This window comes from Pelatocladus sp. (assembly GCF_059505505.1).
The window spans coordinates 13,332-29,674 of the sequence record NZ_JCACKS010000137.1 but is presented as its reverse complement, the minus strand read 5'-3'; the positions used below and the strand labels follow the sequence as shown (position 1 = coordinate 29,674).

The window sequence follows — 16,343 nt, the reverse complement described above, 5'->3', positions numbered from 1 at the left end:
ACGAGTCTTTGATACTCAGCGACGAGTCTTTGATTCTCGACAACGAGTCTTTGATTCTCGATGACGAGTCTTTGATTCTCGATGACAGGGGAAAGTCAAAGACGCGAGGCGGAGAATCTATCAAAAATATTCTCCGTGTCTGTCCCCAATCCCCAATCCCCGAACGCGAGTGCGTCTCCTCTGGAGAATCCCCAATCCCCAATCTCACCCAACCCAAACTTCCTGGGCAAATCGGATGGAGAAACTGGCAAGTAAAATCGTGAAAAAGCATAAGGTTAAGTATCCGTAGCGAGGATAGCGAGACAACAACACACCAAGAGCGATGCTGAATGAGACAATTCCGTAGACAATACGATTAAGTGACCAAGTTCCACCAGAGGCAAAAATTAATCCCAAACCACAGAAACCATAAATTACTGTGATCAAAGTTAATTCTCTGCGTAAATGCCATAACAAGTAAGCACCACCTAAAACCGACAAAGTATTAAGCAAAGGATCGCCTACCAGTATCCATAAAAGTAAAAATAAAGCAGCAAAACCATAATCTACTTTCGCTGCACCCAAGCGTTGGCGATCGCGCCAAATCAAAAAACCAATCAAAACAATTGCAGTAAATAATAGCGGATGCAGGGGATCTTTAATCCAGCCGTGTTTCCAATTAGTTGTGCCGACTGTAATTTGCATCAGCATTTTCCACCAACCTTGCCAATCAAATCCCAAAGAAGAACGCCAACCTTTTTGGGCGTGAATAAATGCCAAAGGATCGTCAAATTCTACAGCACAATACAGGCTAAATAGCAATATTCCCGCAGCAGTAGCTAAACCAGCAAGATAAGCAACAGGCGATCGCTTTTGTTTCCAAGCAGTAATCAAAAAAGCTGGGATCAGTGCTAATCCTGTGGGACGTGTTGCTGTAGCCATTGCTCCCCAAAAGCCACTCCAAGCATACTGATGTTTGTCAAAAGCCCGTAAAGCCGCCGCACTCAAAAATAAATATAATCCTTCAGTATAAATTACTGCTGTAAATAACGATGGTGGACACCATGCTAGTACAGCAGTAGCCCAACGTGCGCCCTGTATGCTGTGAAATTCCTTCACCCAAAAATACACACAGTAAAGCGTAGCTAAAAAAGCAACATTGTTGACTATCACTCCTGCAACTTCAAACGACAAGCCAAAATTCATTATTACCCGCACAATCAAAGGAAATAAAGGGAAAAAGGCTATATTGTGTCCTTTGCCATCATTTAAATATTCATACCCGGAGGTAGTGATGTTACGGTAATGGATGCTATCCCAAGCATCAAAAACCCCCCAGCCAAAAACAACAGCTTTTCCTCCTGATGGTGCATCCAATAAAGGAGCAATCAATAACATGGCACTCCAAATCATCAATCTAGTGATAAACCAGATTGTTATGGGAAAGAGTAAATCATTTTTTAACAGGTATTTTTTGATATAAGACATAAAAAGGATCGGGGATCAGGGATCAGGTATTAGCATCTGTACCGCCTCGGAATAAATTCCGAGTCTCATAGCGCAAGTCCTCTTCAGAGGACTCAAAAAAAAGTTTGTTCCAGTCCACTTGAGTGGACTTTCGCTATGAGCCTGGAACTTTAGTTCTAGGCGGGATACAGTTTCAACATGAAAAATTTTGATTTTGACTTGTGTGTACACCGTAGCTTATCCCCAGAGGCGACCCCTACCTTCCCCAATTCCCAATCCCTTATCCCCGATCCCCTATCCCCGATCCCTTATCCCCGATCCCCTATCCCCAAGAGTACGAAGCAATTTAAGATTGGAGTTGTCTGTTGATCCCTAAATAATTGTGAAAACAATAACTCTTCTTGGTTCTACTGGCTCTATCGGTACTCAGACTTTAGATATTGTCGCTAATAATCCAGATAAGTTTCAGATTGTTGGTTTAGCAGCTGGAAATAATGTGGAATTGTTAGCTGCTCAAATTCGGCAATTTCGACCGAGTATAGCAGCGATTTGTGCAGAGGAAAAATTATCAGCACTAAAAGAAGCGATCGCTGATCTTGATCCCCAACCAATTCTCCTGGCTGGTGATCCAGGAGTCGTAGAAGTTGCAAGCTACGGTGATGCTCAAACTGTGGTGACGGGTATTGTTGGCTGTGCAGGCTTACTACCAACGATTGCAGCAATTGAAGCTGGTAAAGATATCGCTTTAGCTAATAAAGAAACCCTCATTGCTGGTGCTCCTGTTGTTCTCCCTTTAATTGAGAAACATGGGATAAAACTATTACCAGCAGATTCGGAACATTCCGCCATATTTCAGTGTTTACAAGGTGTTCCAAAAGGTGGATTGCGAAAGATTATACTTACAGCTTCTGGTGGTGCTTTCCGGGATTGGGCTACAGAAAAATTAGCAGAAGTGACTATTGCTGATGCTCTTAAACATCCTAATTGGTCGATGGGGCGAAAAATCACTGTGGATTCTGCCACTTTGATGAATAAGGGATTAGAAGTAATTGAAGCTCATTTTTTGTTTGGTTTAGATTATAAAGACATTGAAATTGTCATCCATCCCCAAAGTATTATTCACTCTTTAATAGAACTTCAGGATACTTCTGTATTAGCTCAACTTGGCTGGCCTGATATGCGCTTACCTTTGCTATATGCTTTATCTTGGCCGGAACGCATTTACACCGACTGGGAAAGATTAGATTTGGTAAAAGCTGGTAATTTGACCTTCCGCGAACCAGACCACAAGAAGTATCCTTGTATGCAGTTGGCTTATGCTGCTGGTAAGGCTGGTGGTTCGATGCCAGCCGTTTTAAATGCAGCAAATGAACAAGCCGTAGCTTTATTTTTGTCAGAAAAAATTAGTTATTTAGATATCGCTCGATGCATCGAATGGGTGTGCGATCGCTTCTCATCTGAAAACCTTTCAAATCCCACCTTATATGATATTTTGGCTGCCGATCAATGGGCTAGACAAGAAGTTTTGACTGCCACTATAAATTTAGAATCTCACCCACAAATAATTTCCTTGCGATAAAAAATAATAAACTTCAATTAATCAGCGTTCAGTATAAGACTGAACGCTGAAGTTTTCATAAATTATTTTAAAATCAGGCAAAAATATTTTATCTTTTTCTAGCAAAAATATCACTAAAAATAAGATAAATTGTGTTATTATCTTGTTTATTAATCTTCAATAAAAAGAAACATAAAACCTAATATAGATTTTAAACAATTGCTGTTCTTTGTGTCCTAATCTATGAGAAGCCCTTTGGGTGGGAGCATCCCAATTTTTTCAAAATACCGTAAAGCAAAGGGTTTAAACCCTTTGCTAATAGCGCAAGTCGTCTGAAGACGACTTCATAAAATCAAACAGTCTGCTGAAGCCGACTTTCGCTATCAGACTGCGATTGAAATCGCAGGCGTTTTGAACATTTGGGATGCTCCCCTTTGGGTAGTTCCGTCCGGGACGCTACCTGCGGAAGCAGCTCCGCATCTACGTGTCTTTTGTGGTTAATTCAAAAAATATTTTGCTAATCACATTAGTCATTTTTACAGCCATTCTTCAAACAGAGTTTATAACGACAATTTAATTTAAAATTCAATCACCTTTTCTGACATCATCTCATTGACAGTAAAGGCAATATTTTGGGATTGATGATTATGCTTATAGCCCTAATTATCGCTTGGTTAATATTCACAATCTTAATTAAAGTAGTCAAAACGACCGTGAAAACCGCCTTTGTCATTGCTCTGATCGTCGTTTTGCTGCATGTTGGCTATGGTATTGGACCTCAAGAGATTTGGAATTATATAGTGCAAATTCCCCAGAAATTACCGCAGATAGGTAGGTAGTGGGGGATTGGGGATTGGGGATTGGGGACAAGGGGACAAGGGAGAATTATTTAACAAGTCTCTTCCCAATGTCCAATATCCATTGATCAACAATCATTTATTCAATGAAGCTGAGATTTTTGCCAGCATATCTTGAACATTGGCAGGTAGTTGACGCATTATTTTACCTCTTTCTCGGTCTACAGCGACTAATGTGACTTGACCTGTAACATACAATTCTTGCCTATCTGGAGATTCAATCACGTAATCCCAGTTTATGCGGACGCTGGTGACTTCAATCATGCGTGTTTTGACTACTGCCACCATACCTAATTGAATGGAACGGTGGTAGCGTAGCGACAGTTCTACCACTGGCAAATCGCAACCTAAAGCCACTAAGTCCGCATATTGTACACCTATGGAACGCAAGCATTCTACCCGTGCTTCTTCCATCCAAGCTATATAAGTACCGTGCCACACTACGCCTAAATAGTCGGTGTGATGAGGTTGTACTCTTACGGGATACTCAAACCAATACTCAAGTGTCTGACTTGTGGGATTATCTATAGCAGTTGTAGGTAGTTGAGGTAAGTTTGTTTTTTCTTCAGACATCTTAATTTTTCTTAGTATTTCTCAGATATTTTCCACTTTTTGAAATAGCATAAACAATAATAGCTTTGTGTAACTATTTTTCTTGAGTCAAAAGCAAACCAATACTGGTAGTGTTTTTATGCATCCTCGGAAAACATATTTTAATATTTTTACTGCTGGCTTGGTGTTTTCTCTAGGTTCAGGAATGTTATTTTCAGAAAGTATCCCAGTAACAGCAAATACAAGTATACAAAATAAAAATGCTGAAATAACTAAATTTTCACTCCAAAATACTAGTTCTTCTGAGCAGATTAAGCAACTTAATCAAGAGGCAATCAAGCTATCTCAAAAAAAGCGTTTTCAAGATGCGTTGCGGAAATTACAAATAGCTTTAGATATTAGCAGAAATACTCAGCAAAGGTCACTGGAAGCAATAACTTTCAATAATATTGGCAGAGTTTACCAACAACAAAACAAATTTTCCCAAGCATTTAATGCTTATTTGCAAGCTTTAGCTATCAATAAAGAACTTAGTATTAATGAAAAAACTCCTGGACAGGCTCATATTGCTTTTGGTAAAACCTACAGTAATTTAGGATATCTACTAGCTATCCAGAATCAACCTGAGCTAGCTGTGTTTTTTTATAAGCATTGTGTCAACAATCGCGAAAAAGTCCGCCTCAATCCATCAGCTTTTTCGGGAGAAAAATTAGATGCTTATAACCTCACTGTTCGCCAGACATACCAAGCTTTAGGTCAAGGATTACTGAAAAGCGATCGCACCGAAGAAGGACAGCGTATTCTGGACTTAATCAAAGTCGAAGAATTGGAAGAATATCTGCAAAATGTCGAAGGTAATCAAAAAACTGCTAAAGGGATTGAGATTACTTCAGCCGAAAAACCAATTAAGCAAAAACTAGATCAAACCCTTGACAGTGCAGTTGTACTAGGCAAAGAACTGACCAAATTACGTCAGATTCCCCAAGAGTTGCGATCGCCACAGCAAAAACAACGCATCCAAAAAATAGTAGAAAATCAGCAGCAAATTTTGGTTGAGTTCAACAATTTTATTAATAGTTCGGATGTCAAAACACAAGTAGAACAAATTAGCCGCACAGCGAGGCGTCAAAATTTAGATTTGGAAAGCCTCAATGAAATTCGTGATAACTTAGCGCGACTACCAGATAAATCTGTAATTTTATATCCTCTGGTTTTAGAAAATAGTTTGGAATTGGTATTAGTAACTCCTGATTCACCACCAATTCATCGTACTGTTGCTGTGAAAAAAACAAACCTCCAGCAGACAATTCTCAGCTTTCGCAAAGCCTTAGAAAACCCTAGCTTAGATGTCAAAAAACCTGCCCGTCAATTATATGATTGGCTGATCAAACCGATAGAAAAAGAGCTGACCCAAGCAGCTACCAAAACAATAGTTTACGCACCAGATGGGCAGTTACGTTACATTCCTTTAGCCGCTTTATTTGATAGCAAACAATGGTTAGTGCAGCGCTATAGTATCAATCAGATCACTGCTGCCAGTTTAACCAACTTTAATACGCCACCTTCATCAAATTTGCGTATTTTGGCAGCAGCATTTACTAAAGGCAGTTATGAGGTAAAAGTTGCTAATCGCCAAGAAACTTTTTCTGGATTACCTTTTGCAGGTAAGGAAGTGGAAAATTTAGCCACCATAGTTCCTGATACCAAGAAAGTTTTGAATGACGCCTTTAACCCAAAAATGACTGTGCCACAAATGGATGATTTTACAGTTGTCCATATGGCAACCCATGCGGCATTTGTTGTAGGCAAACCAGAAGATTCTTTTATTTTATTTGGCAACGGTGAACGAGCGACCCTCAGAGATGTTGCCACTTGGTCACTGCCGCGAGTAGATTTAGTAGTACTAAGTGCCTGCGAGACAGGGCTAGGAGGCAAATTAGGTAATGGTGAGGAAATTTTAGGTTTTGGTTATCAGATGCAAAAAACTGGTGCGAGATCAGCCATTGCTTCATTGTGGGCTGTAGATGATGGCGGTACGCAGGCGTTGATGAGTGCTTTTTATGCCCTACTATCTTCAGGAAAATTAACAAAAGCTGAAGCATTACAACAAGCACAAATAGCGCTAATCACTGGAAATTCTTCTAATTTAGGTCAGCAGCAAAGTAGAAGTGAGAATGTACTAGCATCTATTTCGGGTAGCCTTAGTCATCCTTACTATTGGGCGCCCTTTATTTTGATAGGAAACGGATTGTAATAAATATTAAGGTTGGAACTTGTACAAGCAGGCAACAGTAAAATTTCAAAACATTTAGTTGCAAGTTTTCTGTCTATTTTTAGATGCTAACTTGACTTATGGGGTACTGTTGTCTAAGTCAATAGCCAATTGTTAATAGTTTCTACACTATTGACCTGGGCTATTGACTTTACAGTAACTCCTGCTTCCCTATATATCATTTTTTTCGATTACGATTTTGTCCGTACTACCTGAGCAGTGACAGTCTTTATTAGTAACGTTTAGCCAAGGTTTTATTGGTTACAGAAGCTTGGATAGGGACTTTGATGATGTTGGCTAGTTCCTGTAATTGGTTAACTGCTTCCGCACCCTCTAACTTCATGAGTTCGCGATCATCACGCATTTCTGTCCAAGTAATCCCGTAATCAGATACCAAAAACCGAATCAGGTGGTTTTCTCCCAAGCTAACCATAAATGACGCACTGTTCATCTGGTCGCCGCAAGTGTAACAAGACGCTGGATATCCACGTCGCTCTAGAACAATGGCCAAAGCTTGCAGATTCATTACTAGGTCTTGAACAAATTGCCGATGTTGTTGCGCTAGTCTTAGAAACACTAATTTCCTCCTAACACCACTGTTGTGTGATCCCTTTTATATTTTCTTTAGATTTTCCCATCACCTGGTATTGTAAACTATCCATTACAATTCCCAGACAAAAAACTTGTAAGTCGTTACATACCTAGCTTAAGGTAGTACATTACGGCCTGTGTCGCCGTATCAAAATATTCAATTTGCAAACATCAAATTTCAGACAGAATTGTGAAATTAAATATTATCTTTATACATTCCTGTCAGGGTAGATGATCAGTTAAAACGATCCGCTCTAAGATTAACTCATATTTAGCACAAGTCAAGCACTAAAAAACCACATATCGCACCTTCATCGACGATTTGTAGTGAAATATTGAGTTCTGCAATGGTTATTACGCTATTTAGCTTTTATTTGTGTTGATTTCTGTCCGCAATGAGCTTTGTGTGCTATCCAACAGCGTAATCTTGCATTACCCAACTATTGATTTATCTACTTAGTTGCTCCTGAATACATAGAATTTAGTAGATGACCGTGGTGACTTGAGATTGCTGATATACGGGTAATGCTTTTAACAAACTTTTGCTTGTATTCTGAACTTTACTGATCCACAATCTCAAATAAAACTCAATTCGTTTGACTTATTCCCTGACAATAACAAAACGTTACCAGATGATGTTGCCATTTCGGCAGTATTTTCAGATTAAAGCATTATTAAATCGTCACAAATGATACTTTTTATATTGGGGATCGGGGAAGGGAGACAAGGGGGACACGGGAGACAAGGGAGCAGGGAGACGCACCAGACGCGGAGAAAAACTAATCCCCGATGCTCCATCCCCAATACGCCGATCCCCAATCCCCTTTCCCCGATCCCTTTTAATACTTCCTCTCTTGTGGCTCAAACATGGTAATTGTCACTGGACGATACTGAATATCAATTCCTGCTGGTGAATAATAAGCCATTGTGTGTTTGAGGAATTTGTGATCATCTCGTTGGGAATAATCTTCACGGAAATGAGCGCCACGGCTTTCTTGGCGATTGATCGCTGAAGCTAGAATCATTTGTCCGACAACCATTAAGCTTTGTAGTTCTAAAGCTTCAATAATTTCTGTATTCCAACAGCTACCTTTGTCATCTAAGTATATCTGCGAGTATTGTTGTTGCAACTGTTGTAATTTTTGTAAACCTTCACTCATTAAATCTGCGGTGCGGAAGACACCACAAAATTGAGTCATTGTGTCCTGGAATGTCTGACGGATTTGGTTAATTCGGTACTGTCCTGACTGATTCAGCAAAGCCTGAATTTGTTGTTTAGCTTCGCTGAGGTAGCGTTGTTCGTTGATCTCCGGTAACTTGCGATGTTGTACGTATTGTGCGATCGCAGCTCCAGTTCTGCGTCCATAAACTACGCATTCTAGTAAAGAATTACTACCAAGACGGTTAGCACCATGCACAGAAACACAAGCAGTTTCACCAGCAGCAAAAAAACCTTCGACAAAATGATCCCCGCTACTACGGACTTGACCATCGATGTTAACGGGGATACCACCCATACAATAATGGATGGTTGGACGTACGGGCATAGGTTGAGTTACCGCATCCACACCCACTAAACGATGAGCTTCTTCCCAACAGAAAGGAATACGACTCATAATTTTTTCCTTACCCATGTGGCGCAAGTCAAGATAAACAAAGGAACCACCAGCACTCCCATCAGGATGAATACCACGACCAGCTCGAATTTCGTAAGCGATCGCTCGTGAGGTAATATCACGGGGAGCAAGTTCCATGCGACTGGGAGCATATCTAGCCATAAACCGTTCTCCCTCGCTGTTGATCAAATACGCCCCCTCACCACGCACCGCCTCCGAGATTAACACCCCGACTGGATACAACCCCGTAGGATGAAACTGTACAAATTCCATATCTTCTAAAGGCAAACCAGCAAGTGCTGTCATTGCTAAACCATCGCCCGTGGAAGCGTAATCATTAGAAGTAGTGTTATATACCCGCCCATAACCACCAGTGGCAAACATGATTGCTTTGGCGCGGATCACCTCAACATGCCCATCTAAGATGTGATACATTACAACTCCCTTGGCCTGATTTTCTTCCAAAATCAGGCGCATCACATACCACTCTTGATAAACTTGCACACCATAACGCCGCAAATTATTTACCAGTTCATGCAAAATAGCATGACCAGTCTTATCGGCAGCGTAGCAAGTACGATTGTGGGAATGTCCACCAAAAGCCCGTTGAGCAATACGTCCATCACTCAAACGGGAGAACAACACGCCCATGTGTTCCAAATCAATCACTACATCGGGTGCTTCACGAGTCAGAATTTCGACTGCGTCTTGATCTGCCAAGTAGTCAGAACCCTTAACTGTATCAAAAGCGTGAGCTTCCCAAGTATCAGATGAGTCAACATTTTTGAGCGTCGCTGCAATTCCACCTTGAGCAGCGACAGAGTGAGAACGAATTGGGTGGGTTTTAGCAACCACAGCAACATTCAAACTGTGATTTTTTCTAGCTATTTCCACTGCGGCGCGACATCCCGCCAAGCCACCACCGATAATAATTACATCATGTTCCAGCATCATTAGTCCCCAACTGTAAAAAAAGCCACTTTTCCATTTTAAGAACGCTATTAATTGCATCTGCAAAAAAATTCCCCGCCAATCGACAGGGAATTTATGTCCAATATCCAGACTTAAATCTAAAAACTAAATTCTAAAATTTATTAACTGGTTGCTTCTACAGGTTTTTGCTGAGAAACATTACCAGAGATTGGTTCCATTTTTGTTCCTGGTTCTACAGGAGACAATTCTATATGATTTAACAAAGTAGTGACAAAAGCAAAAAGCAAGAAAGGCAAAGACAACAAAACAACAAGCCCAACCGCAGCTAATGCATAAACTGGTCGTCTTGCACCCATTAATGCTAAAGCTGATGCCAAACTAATGGTAATTGTAATCAACCAAACAATGATTTGACCGTAAATATCACCGAAGGTAAGAGTACAGACAAATCTATACTTTTGAATGTTATTTATCATTTTATTTGCCTCTAGTATCTTCATTAGGTTCTACGTTAGAACCAGGTTTGAGTTTTCGACAATTTCTAAATATTTTTGAAACAATTGTAATATGACTTAACAATTGATATTGCCTTCAGAGAAAGTAATTGCCAAATTAAATCAGTCTTTGGATATATATCTTTACTCAGACCAAGAAATTATGTGTTAAGTATCAATAGGGTTACTTTGAACTTATGTTAAATTCATTTATATTTTCTTTATTTACTTCCTTCTTAATAAAAGAATCGGGAATGGAGTAATCAATAATTATGCATCATTTCTAATTTGGCAGACTACTATTTTGAGTACTTTGACCCTCAAACAAAGGTATAGTGAATATTTGTTGAATCTTGAAAAATTTCGTAAGCAATATCTATGACAGCAGTATCATCCATTTTTCTAGCTGGAGCAAGTCGAGGCGTGGGTCGAGAAATAGCCCAATGCTTGATCTCGCAAAAATTTAAAGTCAAAGCACTCTTAAGAACTGATGCAACTCGTCATGAACTAGAAGCACTGGGAATAAAAGTGGTTCTGGGAGATGCGATGAATGTCGAGGATGTCGAACGTGCAATGCTCACAGATGAACCCATTGATGCTGTGATCACAACTATTGGTGGTCTAGCAAAAGATAACAGCAGAGCAGATTATATAGGTAATAAAAATCTCATTGATGTGGGGGTCAAAGCAAGAGTCAAAAAGTTTATTTTGGTAACTTCTATTGGCAGTGGCAATAGTGTTGTAGCTTTATCTCCACAAATATTAGAAGCATTACAGCCTGTTTTAATTGATAAGGAAAAAGCCGAACAACATTTAATTGCCAGTGGGCTTAATTATACTATTATTCGCCCTGGAGGATTGCAGTCTGAATCTGCAACTGGGAATGGAGTTCTAACCGAAAATCCAGGTATTGCTGGTATGATTAATCGCGCAGATGTGGGACTATTAGTTTGCCGTTGTTTAAATTCTGATGTTGCTAATAATAAAGTTTTGTCAGCAATAGATGCCAATATGTTGTTTGGACAACCAGAGTTTGAAAAATTTAATCTGGATTGATTTGAGAAAGTTCTGCTTGGCAGTTAAGATTTGATATTAGTAACGTAAGATACTATGTGACATGACTGTTCGTGCGTTTTTTCAAACAGCAAAAGTCGAAACTGTTAAGCCTCCTTACGATACGATTTATCTCAAAATCTTGTATCCAGCACAAATGTCAGGTAGACATACAGAAAATAACCTGGGAATTGTACCTGCCGATCGCCAAAAAGCCCCCTTTCCAGTGGTGATTTTTTTTAACGGGTTTAACTGTGAAGCCCACATATATCAATGGTTAGCAGTGAAACTGGTTGAACGTGGACTGGTGGTGCTTACATTTAACTGGGTTGCAGAAGATTTTCCTGGAGTAGTAAACATGACTCCAGGAGTGGATATCACTACGTGTAAACCTGGAATTTATGGTACTGTTCCTACTAGTTCTGCTTTACCGACACTGTTAGCGAAACTCGAACAGTTGCAAGCAGAGGGAATCCTAGCTGGGATGCTTGACTTAGAACGAGTGATTTTAGGTGGACACTCAGCAGGTGGGAGAGTGGCGATCGAAAATGCTAATCCTGTTTTTTTCCCACAAGTAGCAGCATCTTTTGCTTATGCTGGCCATTCTATGGGAGGGACAATCATGGGATACGAACCAGGTACGATTTTGCCTTTACCGGATTCTCTACCGATGTTATTAATTGGTGGAACTCGTGATGGAGTGATTGCAAATAGTAGCGATCGCTATGGGATCACTTCAGGTGATGCAACCACTTCTATAACGCGTACATTCCAAGAAGCAATTGCTGGAGGACGAAATGATAGCTATTTGGTGTTTCTAGAGGGAGCAAATCATTTTATCATTGCTGATCCTTTCGACTTCACCACAGGTAGAGCATTTATTGACTTTTCAACTACTCAAACTCCAGAAGCATTGCGGTTATTAACGGCGGATATAATTGGTTTATTTATTGATGCCCATGTTCGTCATCAAACAAAAGCATTCCATGAATTGAATCGATTATTGAATGATTCCAATCCTTTGATTCAATCATGGCAAACTAAATAGTTAAGTCACTTGATAATTCTAATACTTTTCTGCATATTTTCTTGAGTAAAAATTTAAATCTAGATTGGTATCTAATCTCCAGATACTTGACAGAATACGGTTCTTTTACGCGGACCATCTAATTCAAAGAATAAAACTGACTGATAAGTTCCCAATCCTAATTTTCCATCAACAATAGGGATGAGTTCACTATTATTCAGCATCGTTGCCATCAGATGAGAATGAGCATTCATTGGTTCATCTGGTGGAATGTTTTTTCTCAGATGCAAATCATTATGTAAGTAGCTGTCTGATTCTGGTGCTATTTTTTGTAAAAATACTTTGATATCTGCTAATAATCTTTCTTCATATTCATTAATAGCTAAAGCAGTTGTCGTATGACGAGAAAATATTAAGACTTGACCATTCTGAATTAATGTGGAATAAATCAACGCTTCAATTTGAGGAGTTATATTATGAATATTAATTCCCAGAGTAGTTTCTACTTCAATGAATTTGTTAATAATTGGCATTTGTGAAATATTGGAAAACTTAGATTTACAGCAATATTATTTAAAGTATAATTTTGACTCACATTAGCTTAACTCTTAAAATGTACATTTTAAGAGTTAACAATCTTTTTCAAACCCCTAACTAATCTTTCTATCCCTTGTTTGACCGTCTCTTTTTGCAATGCACCATAAGCAACACGTAGGTAACATCCATTATTCATACCAAAAGTAGTGCCAGGGATGACAGCAATTTGATGTTCTTGAATTAATCTTTTAACTAATTCAAAAGAATCTATTTCGGTATTAACTTTGAGAAAAAAATAAAAAGCACCCTCAGCAGGAGCAATTTTGCATAATTCTTCTAAACTTTGGAGAGAATCAATTACTAATTCTCGCACTTGAGTGATCGCTTGAATATGATTTTTCAAATAATCTGGTTTTGTCTGCAAAGCACCCCAAGCTGCATACTGGGAAACCACAGGCGGACAAATCAAGTTTGTATCCTGGACTTTTTTGACAGCAACAAGCAGATGTTTAGGAATCACCATATAACCAATACGCCAGCTAGCAAAACCATAAGCTTTGGAAAGGCTATACAAAGAAATAGTATATTCACTACTATCAGGAAATGCAGCCGGGGAAATATGTTTGACTCCATTGTAAGTAAAGTATTCATAGGCTTCATCGCTGATGTGGTAGATACCGTGATCGCGACAAATTTGATTTACTTCTTGCAAGGCTGCTTGGCTATATACAACCCCAGTTGGATTATTAGGAGAAATAGTTACTACAGCTTTTGTTTTTGAGGTGATGGCTTGGGCGATCGCATCGGGACGTAGTTGATAATTTTCATCGGTTTCTACTAATACTGGATGACAACCCGCCATAGTAATTGCCATTTCATGATTGAAATAGTAGGGAGTATTCAGAATAATTTCATCCCCTATATTAGTAATAGCAAGAATGGCGTTTATAAATCCCATGTTGCTACCAGCAGTCACAACAATACTATTATTTGTATTGATTTTGATACTATTAAAAGTTTGTAGTTTTGCTGCAATTACTGTTAATAATGGGGGAATTCCTTCTACAGCTTTATAGAGATGATTAGTTGGTTCAGCTAAAAATTTTGCTAAAAATTCAATGGCTTCTGGTGGTGGCGCGTAAGCAACTACACCTTGTCCCAAGGAAATTGTTCCGGGATTGTTGTTAATTAATTCGCCAACTACAGGAATAATAGGCGACTGCACCGCCTCCATACGAGAGGTAAAATTTTTATAAATAGCTCGCTCCTTAATCAAGATTACAAAAATAAGTTAGAACTAAAACTTAGTATAAGGTAGTATCTAGCCAAACAATTCGTGATTGTTTGGCTAACAAACCAGCAAGTCGTTCAGCTTCAGCTAAATTATCATCCTTGTATGGCAAACCTTTAATATAGGCATGATCATATTTATCAGCTACCACATCTAGGCCAAGTTCACGAATTCGTCCAACATGGAGACTAGCTACTCCAAAACACTTGTCGAACTTTCCAGCGCATTTCTGAGGTGAGCAAATTGCAGCAATGTTAACAGAAAGTCCTCTATTTTTTTCTTTTTCACGCAGCAAATAAGCGCCAGCTTCTACTCTTCCTATATCTTGATTCAGCCATCTCTTTTTAAGTAATGCTCGATAAACAATAGCGCTACAAGGCAAAGGTTCTGACTTTGGCCTACCAGAGGCAGATTGTTCATTCATTCATTCACACCTTATCTAGCCACTGTAGCCAACCTGCTAAACTTAAGCCTGATACATCATTCACAACACCGTATTTTTCACCCTTTTCGTGGTAAAGGTAGGTTGGTTTGTTTGGTTCAGAACCACAGATTAAACGAACCTCTGCTTCTTTTTCTAATCGACTCCATGTAAGTCGAATACCACCCTCATCATTTGTAGAAACCCATGCTTTAGGAAAGCAGTTTCTCATAAATTGAGATGCATCAGCAATTAATTTCCATGCTTTATCAAAAGCATAAGGAGTAGGCTTTAAAAAGCCCTCATCATCTTCATTGTCTTCTTGTAAAAGCTCAATTAGACGGCTTTGAGTGATTTGAAGATTAGATTCACTACTTTCTTTCAGAAGAGTATCTACTGATTTAATCGGTTTTTCTCGAATAATCTGAGGTTTGTCTAGGCTTTTAGTTTGCTGAATCTCATTTTTAATTTGATGAATATAGTCTGTAAGTAGTCTCAGAGTATTAGCATCTTGATATTGTAGTGGCAATCTATATACTACTTCCGTAGAATTTTGGCGATTAGATTGAATATTTATGATCTTGTAACTTTTATCACAATGATACAATAGAGACGAAATTACGTCTTTTGTTAAAAACTCTAAATTATTTTTATCAGACTTATTTGAAGTCAGTTCTTCTCGTGTATGGATTGCAAGCATAGCTAAATATCCTCAGGAAAATATACTTGAAGGTTGGCTTCAGCTTCTGCTGCTGCTATTTTAAAATAGGTTTTTATTTCCTCAGATGTAAACCTGTGCTGTTGTATTTCTTCAATAAGAGTATTCACATCTTGTTCAACTATAACTCCTTTAGATTCAACATTATTCATTATTAGTAATCCAGTCTTACAACGCATCCATGAATTAACTGAAAAATTTTTCAAGTTCACGTGTTTATGATTATGAATCTCAAAGTTTTCTGATTCATTAAAAATAGTAGTTTGTAACTCTGGTTTACAAAATCTCTCAACAATTAATTTAGCGGGATTTTCTGCTTTATATATCCATGTCAACACTAATGCTAAACGACCAACTTGAGCTTCCATACCTTCGACATAATGCTCTAATACTTCTATTGAAGTACTAAGTATGTCTTCAGGTTCTACTAACGTTTCAGCAGATCGCATCCAATAAGAAGTAACCCGCAGAGGTGATAAATCCAATCTATGAGTTCCATCCTTACTCTGAAGAATGACTCTAGGAACTTCTTGAGGTATTTCTTCTGGCAAGGGTAGTGCCTGAACGTTACCATTATAGAGATGAGAATATTTTCCTAAAATTAGTGCCAACGCTTGTGGAGCTGAGAAAGCTGACGCATCTGGTGTAAAAATTACTAACTGAGCAATAGCTTTATTGAGGTCTGTAGCACTAAGCATAATTTATAACTTAACTCCTATACCATAAGTTTGGAACGACAAGTAGTCAAGTAGTATGGTATTACCTTCCTAATTAAACCTTTACCCAATGTTTGTTTCATATATCCACACTTAGCTTCAAATGTTAAACCAGATATAAGCTTCTTTTGATAGCCTAGCATCTTAACCAAAGCTCGTAAAAGACTGCTTATAACATCTGTACCCGTTAAATTAATTCTCTAACATTGACAAAATAAAATGTATTTTAACAAACAACAGCAAGTCAATTAACATTTTAAA

Annotated in this window: 15 protein-coding genes and 1 pseudogene; 6 read left to right on the top strand and 10 right to left on the bottom strand. The window is 38.7% G+C overall.

Annotation, left to right across the window (positions count from 1 at the left end):
• Positions 1-263, top strand: a pseudogene (locus AC5JMK_RS11935) (hypothetical protein); the annotation flags it as partial.
• Here the strand turns inward: AC5JMK_RS11935 and AC5JMK_RS11930 are convergent.
• Positions 205-1,467 carry a mannosyltransferase family protein gene (locus AC5JMK_RS11930; protein ID WP_495910167.1) on the bottom strand — a complete coding sequence of 421 codons (1,263 nt, stop codon included), beginning with the start codon at positions 1,465-1,467 and terminating at the stop codon, positions 205-207. The pseudogene AC5JMK_RS11935 and the gene AC5JMK_RS11930 overlap by 59 nt on opposite strands.
• Before the next feature lie 361 nt (positions 1,468-1,828).
• Here AC5JMK_RS11930 and AC5JMK_RS11925 point away from each other — a divergent pair, with 361 nt between their 5' ends.
• Together AC5JMK_RS11925 and AC5JMK_RS11920 are read left to right on the top strand one after the other, a co-directional pair.
• Complete coding sequence (locus AC5JMK_RS11925) at positions 1,829-3,025, top strand: 1-deoxy-D-xylulose-5-phosphate reductoisomerase (RefSeq protein WP_096674893.1); 1,197 nt, start codon at positions 1,829-1,831, stop codon at positions 3,023-3,025.
• 626 nt (positions 3,026-3,651) lie between these two features.
• The gene (locus AC5JMK_RS11920) at positions 3,652-3,843 is read left to right on the top strand and encodes a hypothetical protein (protein ID WP_096678790.1); all 192 of its coding nucleotides are present in this window, start codon (positions 3,652-3,654) and stop codon (positions 3,841-3,843) included.
• Positions 3,844-3,936: 93 nt separating this feature from the next.
• Here AC5JMK_RS11920 and AC5JMK_RS11915 read toward each other — a convergent pair whose 3' ends face one another.
• Positions 3,937-4,434 (bottom strand): acyl-CoA thioesterase, encoded by a 498-nt coding sequence (locus AC5JMK_RS11915; protein ID WP_096674892.1) that lies wholly within the window; start codon positions 4,432-4,434, stop codon positions 3,937-3,939.
• 118 nt (positions 4,435-4,552) lie between these two features.
• Here AC5JMK_RS11915 and AC5JMK_RS11910 point away from each other — a divergent pair, with 118 nt between their 5' ends.
• Complete coding sequence (locus AC5JMK_RS11910; protein ID WP_096674891.1) at positions 4,553-6,667, top strand: CHAT domain-containing protein; 2,115 nt, start codon at positions 4,553-4,555, stop codon at positions 6,665-6,667.
• A gap of 250 nt (positions 6,668-6,917) precedes the next feature.
• Here AC5JMK_RS11910 and AC5JMK_RS11905 read toward each other — a convergent pair whose 3' ends face one another.
• The 3 genes from AC5JMK_RS11905 to AC5JMK_RS11895 all read right to left on the bottom strand — a co-directional run bounded on the left by AC5JMK_RS11905 (position 6,918) and on the right by AC5JMK_RS11895 (position 10,301).
• On the bottom strand, positions 6,918-7,262 hold the full coding sequence (locus AC5JMK_RS11905) for a DUF1815 family protein (protein ID WP_096674890.1): 345 nt from the start codon (positions 7,260-7,262) through the stop codon (positions 6,918-6,920).
• Between the two features lie 853 nt (positions 7,263-8,115).
• A complete protein-coding gene (locus AC5JMK_RS11900) occupies positions 8,116-9,843 on the bottom strand; it encodes a succinate dehydrogenase/fumarate reductase flavoprotein subunit (RefSeq protein ID WP_096674889.1) in 1,728 nt (575 codons plus the stop codon).
• Between the two features lie 143 nt (positions 9,844-9,986).
• The gene (locus AC5JMK_RS11895; protein ID WP_016860927.1) at positions 9,987-10,301 is read right to left on the bottom strand and encodes a hypothetical protein; all 315 of its coding nucleotides are present in this window, start codon (positions 10,299-10,301) and stop codon (positions 9,987-9,989) included.
• A gap of 396 nt (positions 10,302-10,697) precedes the next feature.
• Between AC5JMK_RS11895 and AC5JMK_RS11890 the strand changes: the two genes are divergently transcribed.
• Positions 10,698-11,375: an SDR family oxidoreductase gene (locus tag AC5JMK_RS11890; RefSeq protein ID WP_096674888.1), complete on the top strand. Its 678-nt coding sequence runs from the start codon at positions 10,698-10,700 to the stop codon at positions 11,373-11,375.
• Positions 11,376-11,436: 61 nt separating this feature from the next.
• Positions 11,437-12,420: an alpha/beta hydrolase family protein gene (locus tag AC5JMK_RS11885; protein WP_495910166.1), complete on the top strand. Its 984-nt coding sequence runs from the start codon at positions 11,437-11,439 to the stop codon at positions 12,418-12,420.
• Positions 12,421-12,491: 71 nt separating this feature from the next.
• Here the strand turns inward: AC5JMK_RS11885 and AC5JMK_RS11880 are convergent, their stop codons facing one another.
• The 5 genes from AC5JMK_RS11880 to AC5JMK_RS11860 all read right to left on the bottom strand — a co-directional run bounded on the left by AC5JMK_RS11880 (position 12,492) and on the right by AC5JMK_RS11860 (position 16,064).
• Entirely contained in the window at positions 12,492-12,932 is a 441-nt protein-coding gene (locus AC5JMK_RS11880) for a secondary thiamine-phosphate synthase enzyme YjbQ (protein WP_495910165.1), read from the bottom strand.
• Positions 12,933-13,021: 89 nt separating this feature from the next.
• On the bottom strand, positions 13,022-14,209 hold the full coding sequence (locus AC5JMK_RS11875) for a pyridoxal phosphate-dependent aminotransferase (RefSeq protein ID WP_495910174.1): 1,188 nt from the start codon (positions 14,207-14,209) through the stop codon (positions 13,022-13,024).
• A gap of 31 nt (positions 14,210-14,240) precedes the next feature.
• A complete protein-coding gene (locus AC5JMK_RS11870) occupies positions 14,241-14,651 on the bottom strand; it encodes a hypothetical protein (protein ID WP_495910164.1) in 411 nt (136 codons plus the stop codon).
• Positions 14,652-14,655: 4 nt separating this feature from the next.
• Positions 14,656-15,348: a hypothetical protein gene (locus AC5JMK_RS11865; RefSeq protein WP_096674883.1), complete on the bottom strand. Its 693-nt coding sequence runs from the start codon at positions 15,346-15,348 to the stop codon at positions 14,656-14,658.
• A 2-nt stretch (positions 15,349-15,350) separates the two neighbouring features.
• On the bottom strand, positions 15,351-16,064 hold the full coding sequence (locus AC5JMK_RS11860) for a hypothetical protein (RefSeq protein ID WP_495910163.1): 714 nt from the start codon (positions 16,062-16,064) through the stop codon (positions 15,351-15,353).
• Positions 16,065-16,343 lie beyond the last annotated feature (279 nt).